The following is a 16,836-nucleotide window of genomic DNA, read 5'->3' as shown; positions in this document are numbered from 1 at the left end:
CCGGTCCACCGGAGCGCCGTCCGGCCTTTGGCCTGGCGCTCCCCTCCGTAACGCAGGGCATGACAGCGATGAACGGGCCATGGCCTCCGGGCTATGCCTTGCCGGTCTCCACGCGGTCCTGGAGACCCTCCGAGCGGCCCAGGTCTCCGTCGACGGAATGGGCTCCGCTCTCACCGGCTCACGGACGACACCGGTCGCTACGTTGGAATGCGCGAAGCCCTGTTTTCCCAGTCCGTCATGGTGGCATGCGCAGCTGTCGCCGGAGGCCGAACGGCCAAAGGCGAACGCAACACGAAGGACTGCGCCTCGCGGGCGCAAGGCTGGCGGTGCGAAGCGGTCGACCAGAGCCCCTCGCCGCCGGCGGATTCGGCGCGCCTGGCACCGCTGCGCCCGCTCCAGGACGCGCCACAGCCCTTCCCTCGACCACCGTCATGGCTGCTACAGACAGCCGGCGACAGACAGCCGGCTTCAGGCAGCCACTCGCCGGAGGCGGAACGGCCACACGCAGTCGGATCCCGGACCGCCCAAAGCGCGGGCATTTGCCCGCGGCGGAGCGGCGGATCCGGCCGCAGACGGAGGCTCGTAAGACGGCCCGCAGTGGCCGGCTGAGAGGCCGACGGCGAGAAGATTTTGAGGCGCGAACTTCGCAGGTCGTGCCAGCACGTGCCGTGCCCACCGGCTGGCCCGGGATACCAGCCGGTGGGCACGGATTCCGCTACCCCTCCCCGATATCCACAGCCGCGCAGCGGCAACTCGCGTTGACCGAGGTGCGTTGCTCGTGTTCTTGCTTTGTTCACTATGTCACACCGGGACCCGATGACGCGCCACCTGCTCCGATCCGCCTCCTCTCCGCCCGCCGCTTCCCCGGCCGTTGCGGAGCTGCGCCGGCAGATCGAGCGCCTCGAGGGCAGCGCGCAGGTACGCCCTCCGCTACCCTTCGGCATCGCCGCCGTCGACCGCCACCTGCCGGGCGGCGGCCTGGCGCGCGGGGCGCTGCACGAGGTCGTCGAGGCGGGACCGGCCGCCGAGTTCGCCGGCTCCGCGACCCTCTTCGCCGCCGGCATCGCCGCGCGCCTCAAGGGCCCCGTCCTGTGGTGCCTCACCCGGCGCGACCTCTTCGCCCCCGGCCTCGCCCTGGCGGGCCTCGCGCCAGGGCGCGTCATCTACGTTGAGGGCGGCCGCGACCGCGACGTGCTCCCGCTCGTCGAGGAGGGCCTGCGCGAGCGCGGCCTCGCGGCCGTCGTCGGCGAGGTCACGCGGCTGAGCCTGCTCGCGTCGCGCCGGCTCCAACTTGCCGCTGAGGCCTCTGGCGTCACCGCCCTGCTCCTGCGCCGCTGGTGGACGGTCGCGGAGAAGGACGTCACCGCCCTGCCCTCGGCGGCGGTCACCCGATGGCGCATCGCGCCGGCCGCGTCCGAGCCCGCCCCTGCCCCGGGCCTCGGACGTGTCCAGTGGCAGGTCGACCTCATGCGCTGCCGCGGCGGCGCGCCCTGTTCCTGGATCCTGGAGGCCTGCGATGAGACGGGTCGTCTCGCTGTACCTGCCTCACTGGCCCGTCGACCGGATTCGGCGGCGCTTCGGCGAGCCGTCACGCGATGAGGCGCTCGTGACCGTGTCGGCCGTCGGCTCGCGCCGCACAATCGCGGCTGCCTGCCCGGCCGCGCAGCGGCTCGGCCTTCACGCGGGGATGGCCGTCGCCCAGGCACAGGCGATGGTTCCGAAGCTGCATGTCTGGGACGCCACGCCGGAGGAGGATGCCGCGGCGCTGCGCGAGCTGGCGCGCTGGGCAATCGGCTACTCGCCCGTGGTCGCGCCCGATCCGCCCGACGGGGTCTGGATCGACATCGCCGGCTGCGCGCACCTCCACGGCAGCGAGGAGGCGCTCCTCGAGCACCTGCTCGGCCGCCTGAACGAGCAAGGCGTCACTGCACGGGCCGCGGTCGCCGACGCGCCCGGCGCGGCGTGGGCCGTCGCGCGATTCCGCGGCGGCGGGATCATCCCGGTCGGACGGTCCGTCGAGGCGGTCGCGGTCCTGCCCGTCGCGGCGCTTCGCATCTCCCCCTCCATCGTCGCAGTCATGCAGAAGCTCGGAGTGGAGCGCGTCGGGCAGCTCGCCGCGATGCCGCGCGCGCCGATGGTGCGCCGCTTCGGCAAGGACGTGGCGCTGCGGCTCGACCAGGCCATGGGCCATGCCTTCGAGCCGCTCAACCCCCTGATCCCAGAGGAGACGCCTCTTTCGACGGTCGCCTTCGCGGAGCCGATCGGCAGGCTCAAAGCGATCAAGAACGTGGTGCACCGCCTCGCAGAGGACCTCTGCAAGCAGCTCGTGAAACGCGGCCAGGGCGTGCGCCGGCTCGACCTGATCCTGCGCCGCGTCGACCAGAAAGGCGCGCACCTGCGGATCGGCACCGCGAAGGCCACGCGGGACGCACCGCACCTGGCGAAGCTATTCGACGAGCGGCTCGAGACTGTCGATCCGGGATTCGGCATCGAGGAGATGGTGCTCGTCGCCAGCAAGACGGAGCCGCTCTCGGAAACGCAGACGGAAGCGCGCGGCATCGCCGGCGTGTCCGCACCGGATGTGGACATGAGCCGCCTCGTCGACCGGCTCGGCGCGAAGGTCGGGGCGCATCGCGTGTACCGGCTCGAGCCGGTGCAAACGCTCGTGCCGGAGCGCATGGCGCGGAAGGTGCCCGCTCTCGCACCGGTGACGGACGCCACCTGGCCGGAGAACCTGCCCCGGCCGACGCGGCTTCTCGATCCGCCAGAGCCCGTGGTTGCGACGGCGCTCCTGCCCGACCACCCGCCGGCGCTCATCGTGTGGCGCAAGGTCCGGCACAAGGTCACGCACGCGGACGGGCCGGAGCGCATCGCCCCCGAATGGTGGGCGGGCGACACGGACGGGCCGTCGCGGGACTACTACCGCCTCGAGACCGACAAAGGCGGCCGCTTCTGGGTCTTCCGTGACGCGCCGGCCGCCGAGGGCGGGCGCTGGTGGCTGCACGGCTTCTTCGCATGACCGAAAGCCTTTTCGCCTGATGTACGCTGAGCTCCAGGTCACCACCCACTTCTCCTTCCTGCGCGGCGCATCGAGCCCGGGCGAGCTGTTCGAGCAGGCGAAGCTCCTCGGCATCGAAGCGCTCGGCATCGTCGACCGCAACTCGCTCGCCGGCATCGTGCGCGCCTACGAGGCGTCGAGGGAAACCGGCGTGCGCCTCATCGTCGGCTGCCGCCTCGATCTCGTCGACGGCACGTCGCTCCTCGCCTACCCAACCGACCGCGCGGCCTACTCGCGCCTGTGCCGGCTGCTCAGCGTCGGCAAGTCACGCGGCGGCAAGGGCAAGTGCCTCCTCGCCTGGGACGACGTCGTGGCGTGGAGCGAGGGCCTCATCGCGATCCTCCTCGGCGACGAGGCGGATGACGATCTCACGCGCAATCTGGCGCGCCTGAAGGCCACCTTCGGCGACCGCGCCTATATGGCGCTGATCCGCCGCTTCGCGCCCAACGAGCACCTGCGGCTCTTTTACGTCGAGCAGGCGGCCCAGGTGGCGAAGGTGCCGACAGTCGCCATGGGGGACGTGCTCTACCACCACCCGTCGCGCCGCCGCCTGCAGGACGTCGTCTCGTGCATCCGCCAGCGCTGCACGATCGACAAAGCCGGATTCCGGCTCGATCGTCATGCCGACCGGTATCTGAAAGATCCGGTCGAGATGCAGCGGCTGTTCGAATGCCATCCCGAAGCCTTCCGGCGGATTCGGGAAGTCCTCGGCCGCTGCCGCTTCAGCCTCGACGAGCTGCGCTACCAGTACCCGTCCGAGACGGAGCCGGGCGAGACGGCGCAGGAGAAGCTCGAGCGGCTGACGTGGGAAGGCGCGGCCAAGCGCTACCCGGACGGCGTGCCCGACGTCGTCGCGGCCACTTGCCGGCACGAGCTCCACCTGATCGAGGAGCTCGGCTACGCGCCCTACTTCCTCACGGTGCATGCCATCGTCGCGTTCGCCAAGTCGCGCGGCATCCTCTGCCAGGGGCGCGGCTCGGCGGCGAACTCAGCCGTCTGCTACGTGCTCGGCGTCACGTCGATCAACCCGACCGAGCACGACCTCCTGTTCGAGCGCTTCGTCAGTCAGGAGCGGCGCGAGCCGCCGGACATCGACGTCGACTTCGAGCACGAGCGGCGCGAGGAGGTGATCCAGTGGATCTACGACACCTACGGCCGCCACCGCGCCGCGCTGACGGCTGTCGTCAGCTGCTACCGAGCCCGCGGAGCCGTGCGCGAGGTCGGCAAGGTGCTCGGCGTGCCGGAGGACGTGACGGCGGGCTTGTCCGGCCTCGTCTGGGGCTGGGGCAACGGCGGCGTGACCGAGGCCGAGGCCAAGGAACTCAACCTCAACATCGACGACCCGCGCCTGCGGATGACGCTGGAGCTCGCATCCGAGCTGATCGGCGCGCCGCGCCACCTCTCGCAGCACCCGGGCGGCTTCGTGCTCACCCAGGAGCGCCTCGACGACCTCGTGCCGATCGAGCCGGCGGCGATGGAGAACCGCCAGGTCATCGAGTGGGACAAGAACGACATCGACACGCTGAAGTTCATGAAGGTCGACGTGCTGGGCCTCGGCATGCTCGGCTGCATGCGCCGCGCCTTCGATCTCCTGCGCGAGCACAAGGGCGAGGACCGCGACCTCGCGACGATTCCGCTCGACGACGAGAAGACCTACGCGATGATCCAGAAGGCTGACACAATCGGCACTTTCCAGATCGAGAGCCGGGCGCAGATGGCGATGTTGCCGAGGATTCGGCCGGAGAACTTCTACGACATCGTCATCCAGGTCGCGATCGTCCGGCCCGGCCCGATCCAGGGCGACATGGTGCACCCGTATCTGCGCCGCCGCGAGGGACGCGAGAAGCCGGAGTATCCCCGGCCGGAGCTGCAGCGCGTGCTCGAGAAGACGCTTGGCGTGCCGCTCTTCCAGGAGCAGGCCATGCGCGTCGCCATCGAGTGCGCCGGCTTCACGCCGTCGGAGGCCGACCAGCTCCGGCGCGCCATGGCGACGTTCAAGCTCACGGCCGGTGTCACCAAATTCCGCGACAAGCTCGTGCAGGGCATGACCGCCCGCGGGTACGACGCGGAGTTTGCCGAGCGGACCTTCAAGCAGCTCGAGGGCTTCGGCTCCTACGGCTTTCCGGAGAGCCATGCGGCGTCCTTCGCCAAGATCGCCTACGCCTCGTCGTGGATGAAGCGCCACCATCCCGACGTGTTCTGCTGCGCCATTCTTAACGCGCAGCCGATGGGCTTCTACGCCCCGGCGCAGCTCGTGCGGGATGCCAAGGCGCACGGGGTCGAGATCCGTCCCGTCGACGTGAACAACTCCCGTTGGGACTGCACCCTGGAGCCGACGCGCAACCGCCACCGCTTCGCCGTGCGCCTCGGCCTGCGCCTGGTGCGGGGCCTCGCCAACGCCGACGGTGGCATGATCCCGATCGCGCGGGGCGACGAGCCCTACATGTCGATCGAGGACCTCTGGCGGCGCGCCGGCATACCGGCGACGGCCCTCGAGCGCTTGGCCGACGGCGACGCCTTCGGGTCGCTCGGCGTCACGCGGCGCGACGCGCTCTGGATCATCCGGGGCCTTGCGGACGAGGTGATGCCGTTGTTCGCGGCGGCCGACGAGCGCGACCGCGTGATCCGTTCCGAGATCCAGGAGCGCGCCGTCGCGCTGACGCCCATGACGGAGGGGCGGGAGGTCGTCGAGGACTACCGCTCGAAGGGGCTGACGCTCCGGCAGCACCCCCTCGCCTTCCTGCGCGCCGAGCTACGCGAGCGCCGGATCCGAAGTTGCGCCGACCTGCACCGCGCCCGCGACGGCCAGCGCGTGACGGTCGCCGGCCTAGTGCTCGTGCGCCAGAAGCCGGGCTCGGCGAAGGGCGTGATGTTCATGACGATCGAGGACGAGACCGACGTGGCCAACGTCATCGTGTGGCCCTCGCTCTACGAGAAGCAGCGCCGTCTCATCCTCTCGTCCGGCATGATGGCGATCCGCGGCCGCTACCAGCGTGAGGGCGGCGTGACCCATCTCATCGCCGATCACCTCGTCGACCTGTCGGACCTTTTGCGCAGCGTCGGCGACCGGGACGACCCCTTCAGCATGCGCCACGGTCGCGGCGACGAGGCCAAGACCGGCACGCGCGACCGCCTGCGCGAGGGACAGAAGGAGGCCGTCGACGTGATGCCCGCCGAGGTGCAGGAGCAGCGGGTCGAAGTGCCCGCCATCCGCATCGCGACACGAGACTTCCGTTGATCCGCCCCGCCGTGCCATAGGTGCCCGTCATGCAAGAGCCTGACCCAAGACAACGCACGAAACTGCTCAAAATCGGAACGCGGCAGTGCCGCTTCATCGTCTCGGACGATCCGCGCAGCGCCGTCTGCTGCGGAGCCCCGACGCTCGAAGGATCGAGCTGGTGCGATTGGCACCGGCGGCTCGTGTATTTCCCAGCGCAGCCCGTGAGGCTGCGCCGGGAGGCCATTGCGTCGTAGGCAAGGCGCTCCGGACAGCCCCTGATTCCGGGCTGAAACGCGCAAGTGACAGTTTATGCGCTGTACCTTTCGGAATTGGCGCTGAAGGAACTCGTCGCCTATGCGGCCTCATCGAACATGGCGATGCGCCCACCCGTGATGGGCTGCGCGACACCCGTCGTGAGCGGGAAGCTGATCGGTAGGCCTCGAAGCGCCCGGACGGCCAGAAAGGCAAAGCATTCCGCCTCGACGGCATCCCCGCGCCAGCCCACATCTTCGGCCATGACCGTCTCAATCCTCGCGCGATGGCGAATGGCGTCGACCAGGCTCGGGTTCCTCCGTCCGCCGCCGCAGAGGATGAGACGTGCCGGCCGTCGCGGCAGCAGATCGAGCGCTTTGCCTACCGCGCCGGCCGTGAACGCGGTCAATGTCGCGGCACCATCCTCCAGGCTCAGCCCATCGGCCATGGCCGCGGTGAAGTCGTTGCGGTCGAGCGACTTTGGGTAGGCGGCCGTCAGGTAGGGATGTTCCAGAAGCCGAGAGAGACGAGCCTCATCAACGACGCCCCGGGCGGCGACGGCACCGTCGCGGTCCATGTCGCCAAGACCATGTCGACCGATCCAGTCGTTGAGGGGAGCATTGGCCGGCCCCGTGTCGAACGCGACCATGGTGTCACCGCTCCACCACGTCACGTTGCTCACGCCACCGAGGTTGAGGACGGCTGCGTTCGGCTTGGCGTCGATGCTGCGCAGGAGCGCGACGTGGTAGCTCGCCGCAAGCGGGGCTCCCTGTCCGCCCGCCATCATATCCGCCGTGCGAAAGTCATAGGCTACGTTCGTACCGATGAGGCTGGCCATCAAAGCCCCGTTCCCGAGCTGCCGCGTCTGTCCGCGACGCTCCACATCGGGCGCGCGGTGGAGCATGGTCTGGCCATGAAAGCCCACGACAGCGATGTCCGATGGCTTGATGCCGTTCTCCTGGAGAAAGGCCGTGACGGCCGCTGACTGCGCCCGGGTGAGGGCATCCTCTGCCCGTGCGAATATTGCAGGCTCAGGCCCCTCAAAGTTCCAGTCGCGGGCCTCGGCCATAGCCTCTCGGAGCAGCGGGCGGAGCTCGGGCGGATAGGGCGCGAGGGTCCAAGGCCCGAATTCCTGGATCGTCTCGCCATCGGTTTTGATCAACGCAATGTCGATGTTGCCGTCGAGGACAGTTCCAGTCATCAGTCCGACGGCCCAGGCTGGCGTCATGGCGGCAATCTCCAATTTCGGATGCAGTGAGCCCACCCCACTAGGGACCATTCATAGCTCGTGCGACGAAAAGGATCCTATCATCAGGTGAGGCCATCACAACGCCTAAGCAGGCGCTGTCCCGTCCGGAGTTACCTCGGACCCCATGTCGACAGGCTGGCCTGTGAATTCGGAGAACGCTGTCATCCTCTTGTCGGCCATGTCCGAGCCATGCCCGACACTTCATGATTTGGGAACGGCTGCAACCGCATAAGGTGCCATGCCCCGCAGGAGGATCCCACCCGTGTGCAATCTGTATTCGAGCTACACCACCCAGGAGGCCATGCGCCGGGCCTTCGAGGTCGCCCGCGACAGCGCCGGCAACGTGCCGCCCCTGCCCGCGATCTTCCCGGACCAGATGGCTCCGGTGGTGAGCACGGTCGACGGCGAGCGCGAGCTGATCCGGATGCGCTGGGGCTTCCCGCCGCCGCCGAAGGTCGGCACCCAGCCGGTCACCAACGTGCGCAACGTCGCCTCGCCGTTCTGGCGCGCCTGGCTCAAGCCGCAGTACCGGGCCCTGATTCCGTTGACCAGTTTCAGCGAATACCGGGACACCAAGCCGCGCAAGACACCGGTGTGGTTCGCCCTGAACAAGGACCGACCGCTGGCGGCTTTCGCGGGAATCTGGCGGCCGTGGACGGGCGTGCGGGGCACGAAGGCCGAGCCGGTGGAGGGCGAGCACCTGCTCTATTCCTTCCTCACCTGCGAGCCTAACGGCGTCGTCGGGCCGGTCCACCCGAAGGCCATGCCGGTGATCCTGACGACGCCTGAGGAGTACGAGATCTGGCTCACCGCGCCGGCCGAGGAGGCCCTCAAGCTGCAGCGACCGCTACCCGACGATGCCCTCCAAATCGTCGCCGAGGGCGCGAAGTCCGACCAACCCGAGGACGGCCAGGTCGCCGCGGGATCGCATGCCTAAGGAGATCGAATACGCCGTCGTCGGTCTGGTCGCCGACATCCTCGGGGCCTCCACAGCATCCACGCCGGACTGGCTCGTGCGTCCCGGCCGGGCCGAGTGCGGCGACCGCTGGCCCCTCGTCCGCTCGATCTATTCGGAGCTGACGGGGCTCGAGCTTCCCGACGGGATGCGCAAGGTCGAGCGCAGGACGGTCGACGCCGTCTTGCTCGTGCCGGGCTCGCCACCGCGCATCCTCGAGGTCGACGAGAAGCAGCATTTCAACGCCTACCGGGCGGCGACGTTGAGGCGCTACAAGGACGACGTGCCGCTCGCCTTCGACGCCGACCTCTGGATCGCGCGGTCGGACGCCAAGGCGAAACTCGAGGGCGGCGGATTCGGCCGGCCGATGCCGCCGTTGTTTCCCGGCGAGGGAGGCCGGCACCGTCAACGAGCGTTCCGGGACGCCCTGACGGACATCCTCGCGCCGGACTACGGCTTCGCGCCGACGCTGCGGATCGCGGACTTCGAGGTAAAGGACTGGATCAACCTGCCGGACCGGACCGTCAGGATGCGGCGGCTCCTGTCCGCGCGGCTGCAACCGTGCGCCTGACCGCCGCCAGATGCTTCTCGGGCGCGATTCCCAAATATATGCGCACGCCGACCAAACACCCCTGGAGAGCCCGCCAAGCCTTGGGGCTCTCCAGGTCTCTGCAGGTCACCTCGAGAAGCCCCCGTTACGCGGCGCGGCCCTACACCCTCCGCCACCAGGAGGAGCCGTAGCTCAAAGCGTTCCCGCGTTCGGTCAGGCGTGTTGCTTTCACCCCTCAAGCTGTGCACAAGCAAGCTTGGACGTTGCAATCCACGGCAAATCCCGACAGCCTGCCGCGGAATGGCTCAGCTTGCGACCGTTACTGATGCAGCTCTCCGCAGAGAGGGCACCGACGCTTGCGGCCTGCAATGAAGCAATAAAGCCGGGGCGACATGCGTCTGACGAAAGTGATCATCGAGAATTTCCGCGGCTACCGGGAGCGGACGGAGATCGCCATTGGCGATCTCACTTCGATCATCGGCTGCAATGACGTCGGCAAAAGCACGATCATGGAGGCGCTCGGGATCTTCTTCGAATGCGATGCGGTGAAGATCGACGCGCAGGACGTCAACGTTTCGCGCTCCGGAGAGCCCTGCAGCGTCTCCTGTGTTTTCGAGGGATTTCGGGCGACCCTGGTCATCGATGCCCAGGCCGAAACCACCTTCGCGGCAGAGCACCTTCTGAACGGCGACGGGCAGCTGGAGATCCTCAAGCAATGGGATTGCGGTGGCAAGACGCCGAAATGCTCTGTCTTTGCCCATGCCCTCCATCCAACCGCTCCGAAGGCGGCCGATCTTTTGCAGCTCAAGAACGCGGGTCTCAAAGATCGTGTGAAGGAACTCGGGATTGACCTCAAGGCGCTGGGTGTGGACGCACGCTCGAACGTGGCGCTCCGGCGCGCCATCCGGGAAAGTGTCGGTGCGTTGGACCTGGCCATGACCGCCGTGCCTCTCCAGGCTGAAGACGGCAAGAAGGTTTGGGACGAGATCCAGAAGGAGTTGCCTGCCTTCGCCTTGTTCAGGGCTGACCGTCCGAGCAAGGACGACGACCCGGAGGTTGCTGATCCGATGAAGATCGCAGTCCAGGAAGCGATGAAGTCGGTGGAAGCTCAGCTGGCGGACATCAGGGAGACGGTAAGGGCCAGGACGATCGAAGTGGCAACCCGCACGCTGGAGAAGCTGCGGGAGATGGACCCCACCCTGGCCAACGAGCTCCACCCGACCTTCAAGGCGGAGCCGAAGTTCGACGGCTTCAAGCTGTCCCTGACCGGCGACGGGGACATTCCGATCAACAAGCGCGGCAGCGGCGTCCGCCGGATGATCCTGCTGAACTTCTTCCGCGCAGAGGCCGAGCGGAAGCGACTGCAGTCGGGCAATCCCGGCATCATCTACGCGATCGAGGAGCCCGAGGCCTCCTTGCATCCGGACAAGCAGGCGATCCTGGTCAAGGCTCTCATGGAACTGAGCCAAGTCGACGGCACTCAAGTCCTGCTGACGACGCATGCCCCCGGGCTAGCCTCACTCCTGCCGCAGGACAGCATTCGCTTCGTCAACAGGAGGGACGATAACCATCCGCAAGTCGAGACCGGAGAAGGCGTCCTCGATCGGGTGGCCACGGCTCTGGGCGTGACGCCGGACCCGAGGCCCCACACCAAGGTCCTGCTGTTCGTCGAGGGACCGCACGACGTCAAGTTCCTCCAGCACATGTGCCGCCTGCTGCGTAGCGTGGATCCGAACGTCATCTGCATCGAAACCGACCCGCGCGTCGCCGTCGTGATCGTCGGCGGCGGCAATCTCAAGCACTGGGTCGAGCGCCGCTATCTCGAGCGCCTTGGATGCGCTGAGGTCCACATTTATGACCGCGATGACGCTGCCGCTCCTAAGTACAAGGTCGCGGTCGACACCCTGAACCAGCGCGCGCCGAAGGTTTGGGCTGCGCTGACGCGGAAGCGGGAGATGGAGAACTACCTCCATGCCGAAGCGATTAATGCTGCTCTCAACATTGCGCTCAGTTTCACTGACGATTGTGACGTGCCGTCCATGACGGCGGAGGCGATCTACATGGCGAACAATCCGCCTAAGCGCTGGATTGAGTTGCCGGATAAGAAGCGCGACCAGAAGGAGAGCAAGGCGAAAATCAGGCTGAACGAGGCAGCCGCAGGCCAAATGACGATGGCGCACCTGTTACAGCGTGACCCATATGGTGAAATAAAGGGCTGGTTTGACGAGATCCGGTTACGCGCCAGCGAATAATGACGTTCACGAACTTGAGCAGGTAGCTTCGGCCAAACCACGGAGACTATTGGCCGGGTACGTCGCTGACGCACTGCGTCGTTGACGGACTCCGTCGCTGGCGTAGTGTGCCGCTCCGGGGAGATGACATGGCGGACGACTACGACGAGATCATGAGCGCTATCGGCGGCATCCTGGCGACGCCGCCGGAGGAGATGCCGCCGCTTCCGACCGTCGTCGACGTGGCTTCGATCCGCGCGCGGACCGGCCTGTCGCAGCCCGCCTTCGCCAAGCGCGTCGGCGTCCCGGTCGCCACCTTGCGCAACTGGGAGCAGGGCCACCGCAAGCCGCAGGGGCCCGCCCGCGTGCTCCTGGCGCTGCTCGACCGCAACCCGCGCATCGTCGAGGAGACGCTCGGCAGGCGCGGCTAGCCAGGACCGGCGGTCAGGACCGCCCGCGCAGCGCCATCGCGAAGAGCTCCGCTAAATTGGGACCACCCGCGAGCGTGTCATGTGTGTAGGGCACGTCGATGTGGGCTCCGCCATCTTCTCTCGGCCGCACGCCGACGCCGCATTCCCGGACCACGTCGAAGGCCGTCTCGCCGAGGATCCACATGTCCTCGTGGATTTCCCAGCGGTCGCGCCTGTCCCACAGGCCGCGAAGCTGAGTGACGAGCCTCGTGATGCCCCTGACAAACACCTCGTCGTCCGTCGGCAGCTCCGCGGCTACGTCCGGTAGCTCGCCTTCCGCCAGCCCGTCGAGGTGGCCGAACAGGTAGGAGGCCATGCGCAGCGGCTCCAGGACAGCGTGGCCGACCTCCTGGAATACCCGGCGTTGATCGTGATGGGACCTGTAGGCCTTGATCGCGTCGCGCGCTTTTTCGCGGGCCCGCTCCAGCCGTCCCGACAACGTCTCCCTGTAGCGTCCGCCCTGGTCGCTGCCGAACGGCGCAGCGGCGCGGCAGGTTGCGTACTCGCACCAGAACGACTCGGAGAACTGCTGGAGCAGCGCTGGCACGGCCCCTTCGATCTTGTTCAGGAGCGTCCCGGGAAACTGACGCTCCCGCAGCGCGTGCTCCTCGACGTGCGCGCATTCGTGCGCGATCAACGCTATGGCGAGCCCGAGATCGCTCTCGTCGGGCTTCTCTTGCGCGAGACAGCACACGGGACCCGCCTCGAACACGAGGTAGGTCTTCACCTCGCCGCCGCGCTTGACCAAGACGGCCTTGCCGACACCGACCAGCTCCTCGTCATTCGTCCTCTCTTCTGGCGGCAGGCCTTCGATTCCGCGATCCAGGTCGCGCAGGGCGGCGTCGTAGTGGACCGCGACGGTGATCCCGGCAAGGGTGCCCACATCGATGTAGCGGCCGAGTATGCGGACCGCTGTGAGCATGCCGCGGCCCATTGCCAAGGCGGCTTCCTCGTTGGGGAAGCCCTCAACGCTCACGGCGAGGTTCTCCGGCAGCGACGACGGTGGTGCGTCGCCTGTGGTCTGATCGTTCGATTCCGTCATCATGCAGGCAATATAGCGAGGCTTTGCCGTACCCGCACCGCCCGCAGGCACGCTTAGCTGGGGATCTCGACCTGGGACGCGCGGCTGTCCGTCCCGAACCGCCGGCGCACCTCGTCCTCGCATTCGCGGCACACGGCGACGGGCATGACGGAAACGCCGTGGTCGCGGCACCAGGCGAAGCGGTGGCGTCCGTCCGCGAACGTGACCGTCCCGTCTGCCTCGAGGCAGATCTCCGGCATGTAGGTCTCCAGGCCGTCCGTGAGGCGCTCGCCGGCCCGGGCGACGCGCTCTTCCGAGCCGCCCTGCCCGGCGAAGGCGACGTAGTAGCTCCCGCCGCCGCGCCAGGCCTCGTCGAGGCGGGCCACGTCGATCCAGACCTCCGGGTCTGGTGCGACGGTCTCGTCTTGCGGGCGCTTGAGCACCCATTTCAGGTCGATGGTCGATGACATGGGCGAGAAGTAGCGCGCCGCGGGCATGGCGCACCAGCCCAAATATTGTGACCGACTTAACGGTCAGAGCAGGAAGTACGAGGCCTTCATCGAGGCCACGCCCTTGATGCCGAGCGCGTAGTCCGCGATTCCGTCGCCGTCGGCGTCGACGCGCAGCTCGTCGCCCGCCGTGTTGTAGTAGGCCTGGCCCGCCTTCGAGGCCGAGAGCCGCGCGTCGTCGGTCCCGTTGCCGAGGAACGTCATCTTCTGGCGGCCGCCGGCGGCCGGGTCGAAGTCGACCTTGCGCAGGTCGATCCGGTCGCCCTGCTTGGCCGAGAAGTCGCGGATCCAGTCGTGGCTCTCCAGCGTGCCCATCTCGGACAGGGACGTGTCCTTGCCCGCCCCGCCGTAAAGAGCGTCGTCGCCCAAACCGCCATAGAGCTTGTCGTTGCCGCCGTCGCCGTAGAGGCGGTCGTTTCCGGTCCGGCCGTCGACCGTGTCGTTGCCGGCCCCGCCCTTGAGCAGGTTGTCGGCCGCGTTGCCGCGGACCGTGTCGTTGTGCTTCGACCCGGTGGCGCGCTCGATGACGGTGTGCTCGCCGATGTAGACCTGGCCGTCCTTCACGAGTGAGCCCGCCTTCTTGTTGGCGTAGCTCCACGCGCCGCCATTCAGGTCGATCACGACCTTGGTCTTCGACGAGGCCGCGGTGAGCGTGTCGGTGCCGCCGCCGTCGACGATGACCTTGTCCTTGCCGAAGGTGTAGGTGTTCGCTCCCAGCTTGGTCTGCGCGGGGCCGTAGATCGCCTCGAGCGCGGCAATGTCGAAGATGCCGAGCCTCAGTTGCATGTCGCCGTTGTACGACATGGTCGTATTGGCGCGGGCGTCCTCGGCGGACGGGAGCCGCACCGCGCCCTCACCCGAGTGCTTCAGGCCGAGCGCGTGGCCGATCTCGTGCAGGGCGGTGCCGACGATGCGCACGTCGCCCTTGGCGAGGTCGTACTCGGTGTCGAGCCAGACCTCGACTTGCGAGCGGGAGCCGTCGCTCTTCCGGATCAGCGGAGTTGACGCCTCCCCGGATTGCCAGCCGGGCATGTAGCGCTGGCCGAAGAGGAGGTTCGCGGCCGCCGTGTCGGAGGCCTCCACGAAGGTGACGTTCGCCACCGCCTGGAACTGCGCCAACACCTTGTGCACCTGCGCCTGCTCGGCGGCCATGTAAGTCGAGAAGCCCGACACGCCCTCCGGGGCAGCGCTCATGAAGCTGTAGCTGATGACCGCGCCCTCGCCGTCGGCCAGGTTCTGGTAGCGGCGGATCTCCGCCGTCTCCTCCCTCTCGTTGCGCAGCGCCCTGATGAACTTCTGGACCATAGCCGTTCTGAAACCTCCGAAATGTTGGAGTATATCTTAACGCTGCTTAACCTTTCGTTCAAGCTTTGTTCCAGCAAAATGCGGCCGATCAAGCGCAGTTTTCTCGCTCTAAACTGTAACAAGATTCGGTTTTACTTCCTGCCTTATCCGAAACTACTCGCGATGCGCGCCGCCGAATCGCTTAACCTCTCGTTAACCGTTCGGCGGCACCTTGCGGGCACGGGAGACGGCGGGGCCAAGAGCGCGCGAGCGCGGGGGCAGCCCCCCGTCTCGCGCCCAGGCGCGTCATCTGTCCAGACGTTCACGGCCGGTTCGCACAATCGTACGCCCGGCGACGATTTTCGCGCTGCGGTGAGCCTTCGCCCGTTGCCAATCCGCTACCTCGGCCCCATCGTGATGAAACTCCTACAAAGTGCGGAGTTCACGATGCAGGAGGCCAGGAACCAAGCGATGGACGACCGTCTGTCAGCTACTGATGTGCAGGCCCTGATAACCGCTGCCGGCGAAGCCCTCTGGGGCTCGCGGTGGCAAGCCGAGATGGCGCGAGCGCTCTCGGTGCATCGGGACACTGTCCACGACTGGAAAACCGGGGTTTCGACCCCGCGGGTCAACGTCCTCGACAAGCTGCGGGAGCTGCTCGCCGAGCGACGCGTCGAGATCGCATCCGTGCTGGAGCGGCTCGACCTTTCCAATCGTCAACGGAGCAGACATGAAGAACATCCTCGCTCACATCGAAGGCCTCCCCGGCGAAAGCCACGCCCGCACGGTCATGAGCCCTGACGGCGTCCGCATCACCGTCGCAGCTGCAACCGCGCAGGATGCCGACAAGTGGATCGCCGCGATCAAGGAGGCCCAAAGCCTCAGCGAACAACCCACCGAGCCGACCTTCGACTTCAGAAAGCTCGTACAGGACGCCTTCACGGTGGTCATCATGATCCTGGGCTTCTACCTGGGGTGCTTGGCGCTGTCCTTGCTCGTCGACGTCCTAGCCCTCGCGGTAGGATACGATTCGATTAGCCCGGGCGGCGCATGGGGCGGCATCAAGCATGTGGCACCCAGCATTCCATTCGTCGTCGTTTGGCTCTACACGTGCATGACGATCCTCAATTCCCTGCCGCCAAGGGATGGCCGCCCGTCAGGATCGGGAGCCGCCGCAGGAGCAGCGTCACCAAGCTCCTCGCCGGGCCCGACGGCTCCGCGATCGACATCACGGTGCGGTCGGCCGACCGCCAAGCGGCCGAGCGGTGGATCGCCACCTTCCGGGAGGCGCACGACCTCCGCGAACCACCCCCGGCCCGCCCAAAGGGGACGTCCCTCGAGCGCGTGATCGCGCGCGTCTTTCCGCTCCTCGGCTGGACCATGACGGCGTTGATGACGGCGGCCATCATTGTCGTGCTCGCTTACCTCGCCGGTTTCGTGGAGCCCGAGCAGGCCGGCGCATTCGTCGGACGCCTCCTCATGCTCGCGGGCCCGCTCGTCGCGCTCGTCCTCGTGCTCATCGGCGTCGAGGCGCGGATTCGGCGGGCGGACGCGAGGCTGCGCTCCACCGGCAAGCGCCGCACGGGTGTCCTTGCCGTTGGCATGGCCATCGTCGCTGGGGAACTCCTCGCGGACGCGCCGCCGGTCCTGGCGGACGGCCCCCTTGAGGTCACCTGCGGCTCTGGCGGGTGCGGCGAGGTGACCGTCGTCGGCCCGAAACCCAGATCGACCTGCACCATGGTGGGCACTCCCGGAGTGTTCGAGTGCACGCTCGATTCCATGACGGGCTCCCTCCTGAGCCTGCCGGCCGACGTCGGCTCCGGCATGCTGCTCCATTCCGAGGGACGTGGCGAACTGACGGTGACCGGTTCGTGTACGCCCGCGGCAAGCGGCCCCATCGTTCCTTCGAGCCAAGGCACGATCCTGCCAGCGGTCCCAACCGGCGACGAGCCGGAGCGCCCGCTGCTTCCGCCGCTGACCGAGGAGAGCCAGTGGGTCCGACCGAGCGTCACAACGGACCGCCGCGCATAGCCGGTT

At 67.7% G+C, this 16,836-nt stretch carries 14 protein-coding genes; 10 read left to right on the top strand and 4 right to left on the bottom strand.

Going from position 1 to position 16,836, the window contains the following annotated elements; genetic code table 11:
• Nucleotides 1–816 precede the first annotated feature (816 nt).
• From ILT42_RS15575 to ILT42_RS15560, 4 genes are read left to right on the top strand one after another with little or no spacing between them, the layout of a single operon-like run.
• Nucleotides 817–1,599, top strand: coding sequence for an ImuA family protein (locus ILT42_RS15575; RefSeq protein ID WP_204216538.1), 783 nt, complete (start codon nucleotides 817–819; stop codon nucleotides 1,597–1,599).
• Nucleotides 1,517–3,019 carry a Y-family DNA polymerase gene (locus tag ILT42_RS15570; RefSeq protein WP_204216537.1) on the top strand — a complete coding sequence of 501 codons (1,503 nt, stop codon included), beginning with the start codon at nucleotides 1,517–1,519 and terminating at the stop codon, nucleotides 3,017–3,019. The genes ILT42_RS15575 and ILT42_RS15570 overlap by 83 nt, the downstream gene beginning before the upstream one ends.
• Nucleotides 3,020–3,038: 19 nt before the next feature.
• Nucleotides 3,039–6,296, top strand: coding sequence for an error-prone DNA polymerase (locus tag ILT42_RS15565; protein ID WP_204216536.1), 3,258 nt, complete (start codon nucleotides 3,039–3,041; stop codon nucleotides 6,294–6,296).
• A gap of 29 nt (nucleotides 6,297–6,325) precedes the next feature.
• Nucleotides 6,326–6,532, top strand: a complete 207-nt coding sequence (locus ILT42_RS15560; RefSeq protein WP_204216535.1) for a GcrA family cell cycle regulator — start codon at nucleotides 6,326–6,328, stop codon at nucleotides 6,530–6,532.
• Nucleotides 6,533–6,630: 98 nt separating this feature from the next.
• Here the strand turns inward: ILT42_RS15560 and ILT42_RS15555 are convergent, their stop codons facing one another.
• Entirely contained in the window at nucleotides 6,631–7,758 is a 1,128-nt protein-coding gene (locus tag ILT42_RS15555; RefSeq protein WP_204216534.1) for an anhydro-N-acetylmuramic acid kinase, read from the bottom strand.
• Nucleotides 7,759–8,041: 283 nt separating this feature from the next.
• On the opposite strand from ILT42_RS15555, the gene ILT42_RS15550 reads away from it, so the two are divergent.
• From ILT42_RS15550 to ILT42_RS15535, 4 genes are all read left to right on the top strand, one after another.
• The gene (locus ILT42_RS15550; RefSeq protein WP_204216533.1) at nucleotides 8,042–8,716 is read left to right on the top strand and encodes an SOS response-associated peptidase; all 675 of its coding nucleotides are present in this window, start codon (nucleotides 8,042–8,044) and stop codon (nucleotides 8,714–8,716) included.
• Nucleotides 8,709–9,305 carry a hypothetical protein gene (locus ILT42_RS15545; protein WP_204216532.1) on the top strand — a complete coding sequence of 199 codons (597 nt, stop codon included), beginning with the start codon at nucleotides 8,709–8,711 and terminating at the stop codon, nucleotides 9,303–9,305. The genes ILT42_RS15550 and ILT42_RS15545 overlap by 8 nt, the downstream gene beginning before the upstream one ends.
• Nucleotides 9,306–9,676: 371 nt before the next feature.
• The gene (locus ILT42_RS15540; protein ID WP_204216531.1) at nucleotides 9,677–11,536 is read left to right on the top strand and encodes an ATP-binding protein; all 1,860 of its coding nucleotides are present in this window, start codon (nucleotides 9,677–9,679) and stop codon (nucleotides 11,534–11,536) included.
• 128 nt (nucleotides 11,537–11,664) lie between these two features.
• Complete coding sequence (locus ILT42_RS15535) at nucleotides 11,665–11,946, top strand: helix-turn-helix domain-containing protein (protein WP_204216530.1); 282 nt, start codon at nucleotides 11,665–11,667, stop codon at nucleotides 11,944–11,946.
• A gap of 13 nt (nucleotides 11,947–11,959) precedes the next feature.
• Here ILT42_RS15535 and ILT42_RS15530 read toward each other — a convergent pair whose 3' ends face one another.
• The 3 genes from ILT42_RS15530 to ILT42_RS23100 are packed head-to-tail and all read right to left on the bottom strand — an operon-like array spanning nucleotide 11,960 to nucleotide 14,820.
• On the bottom strand, nucleotides 11,960–13,030 hold the full coding sequence (locus ILT42_RS15530) for a hypothetical protein (RefSeq protein ID WP_204216529.1): 1,071 nt from the start codon (nucleotides 13,028–13,030) through the stop codon (nucleotides 11,960–11,962).
• A 50-nt stretch (nucleotides 13,031–13,080) separates the two neighbouring features.
• Nucleotides 13,081–13,503, bottom strand: a complete 423-nt coding sequence (locus tag ILT42_RS15525) for a hypothetical protein (RefSeq protein WP_204216528.1) — start codon at nucleotides 13,501–13,503, stop codon at nucleotides 13,081–13,083.
• 36 nt (nucleotides 13,504–13,539) lie between these two features.
• Nucleotides 13,540–14,820 carry a M10 family metallopeptidase gene (locus tag ILT42_RS23100; RefSeq protein WP_204216527.1) on the bottom strand — a complete coding sequence of 427 codons (1,281 nt, stop codon included), beginning with the start codon at nucleotides 14,818–14,820 and terminating at the stop codon, nucleotides 13,540–13,542.
• A gap of 21 nt (nucleotides 14,821–14,841) precedes the next feature.
• On the opposite strand from ILT42_RS23100, the gene ILT42_RS15515 reads away from it, so the two are divergent.
• Both ILT42_RS15515 and ILT42_RS15510 read left to right on the top strand, forming a co-directional pair.
• Complete coding sequence (locus ILT42_RS15515) at nucleotides 14,842–15,600, top strand: hypothetical protein (protein ID WP_204216526.1); 759 nt, start codon at nucleotides 14,842–14,844, stop codon at nucleotides 15,598–15,600.
• 309 nt (nucleotides 15,601–15,909) lie between these two features.
• The gene (locus tag ILT42_RS15510; protein ID WP_204216525.1) at nucleotides 15,910–16,830 is read left to right on the top strand and encodes a hypothetical protein; all 921 of its coding nucleotides are present in this window, start codon (nucleotides 15,910–15,912) and stop codon (nucleotides 16,828–16,830) included.
• Nucleotides 16,831–16,836 lie beyond the last annotated feature (6 nt).

Origin of the sequence: Microvirga pudoricolor (genome assembly GCF_016892705.1) — a bacterium.
Classification (GTDB): Bacteria; Pseudomonadota; Alphaproteobacteria; order Rhizobiales; family Beijerinckiaceae; genus Microvirga; species Microvirga pudoricolor.
Note: the sequence above shows the minus strand (reverse complement) of the source record. Positions and strands in the feature narration are given on the sequence as shown.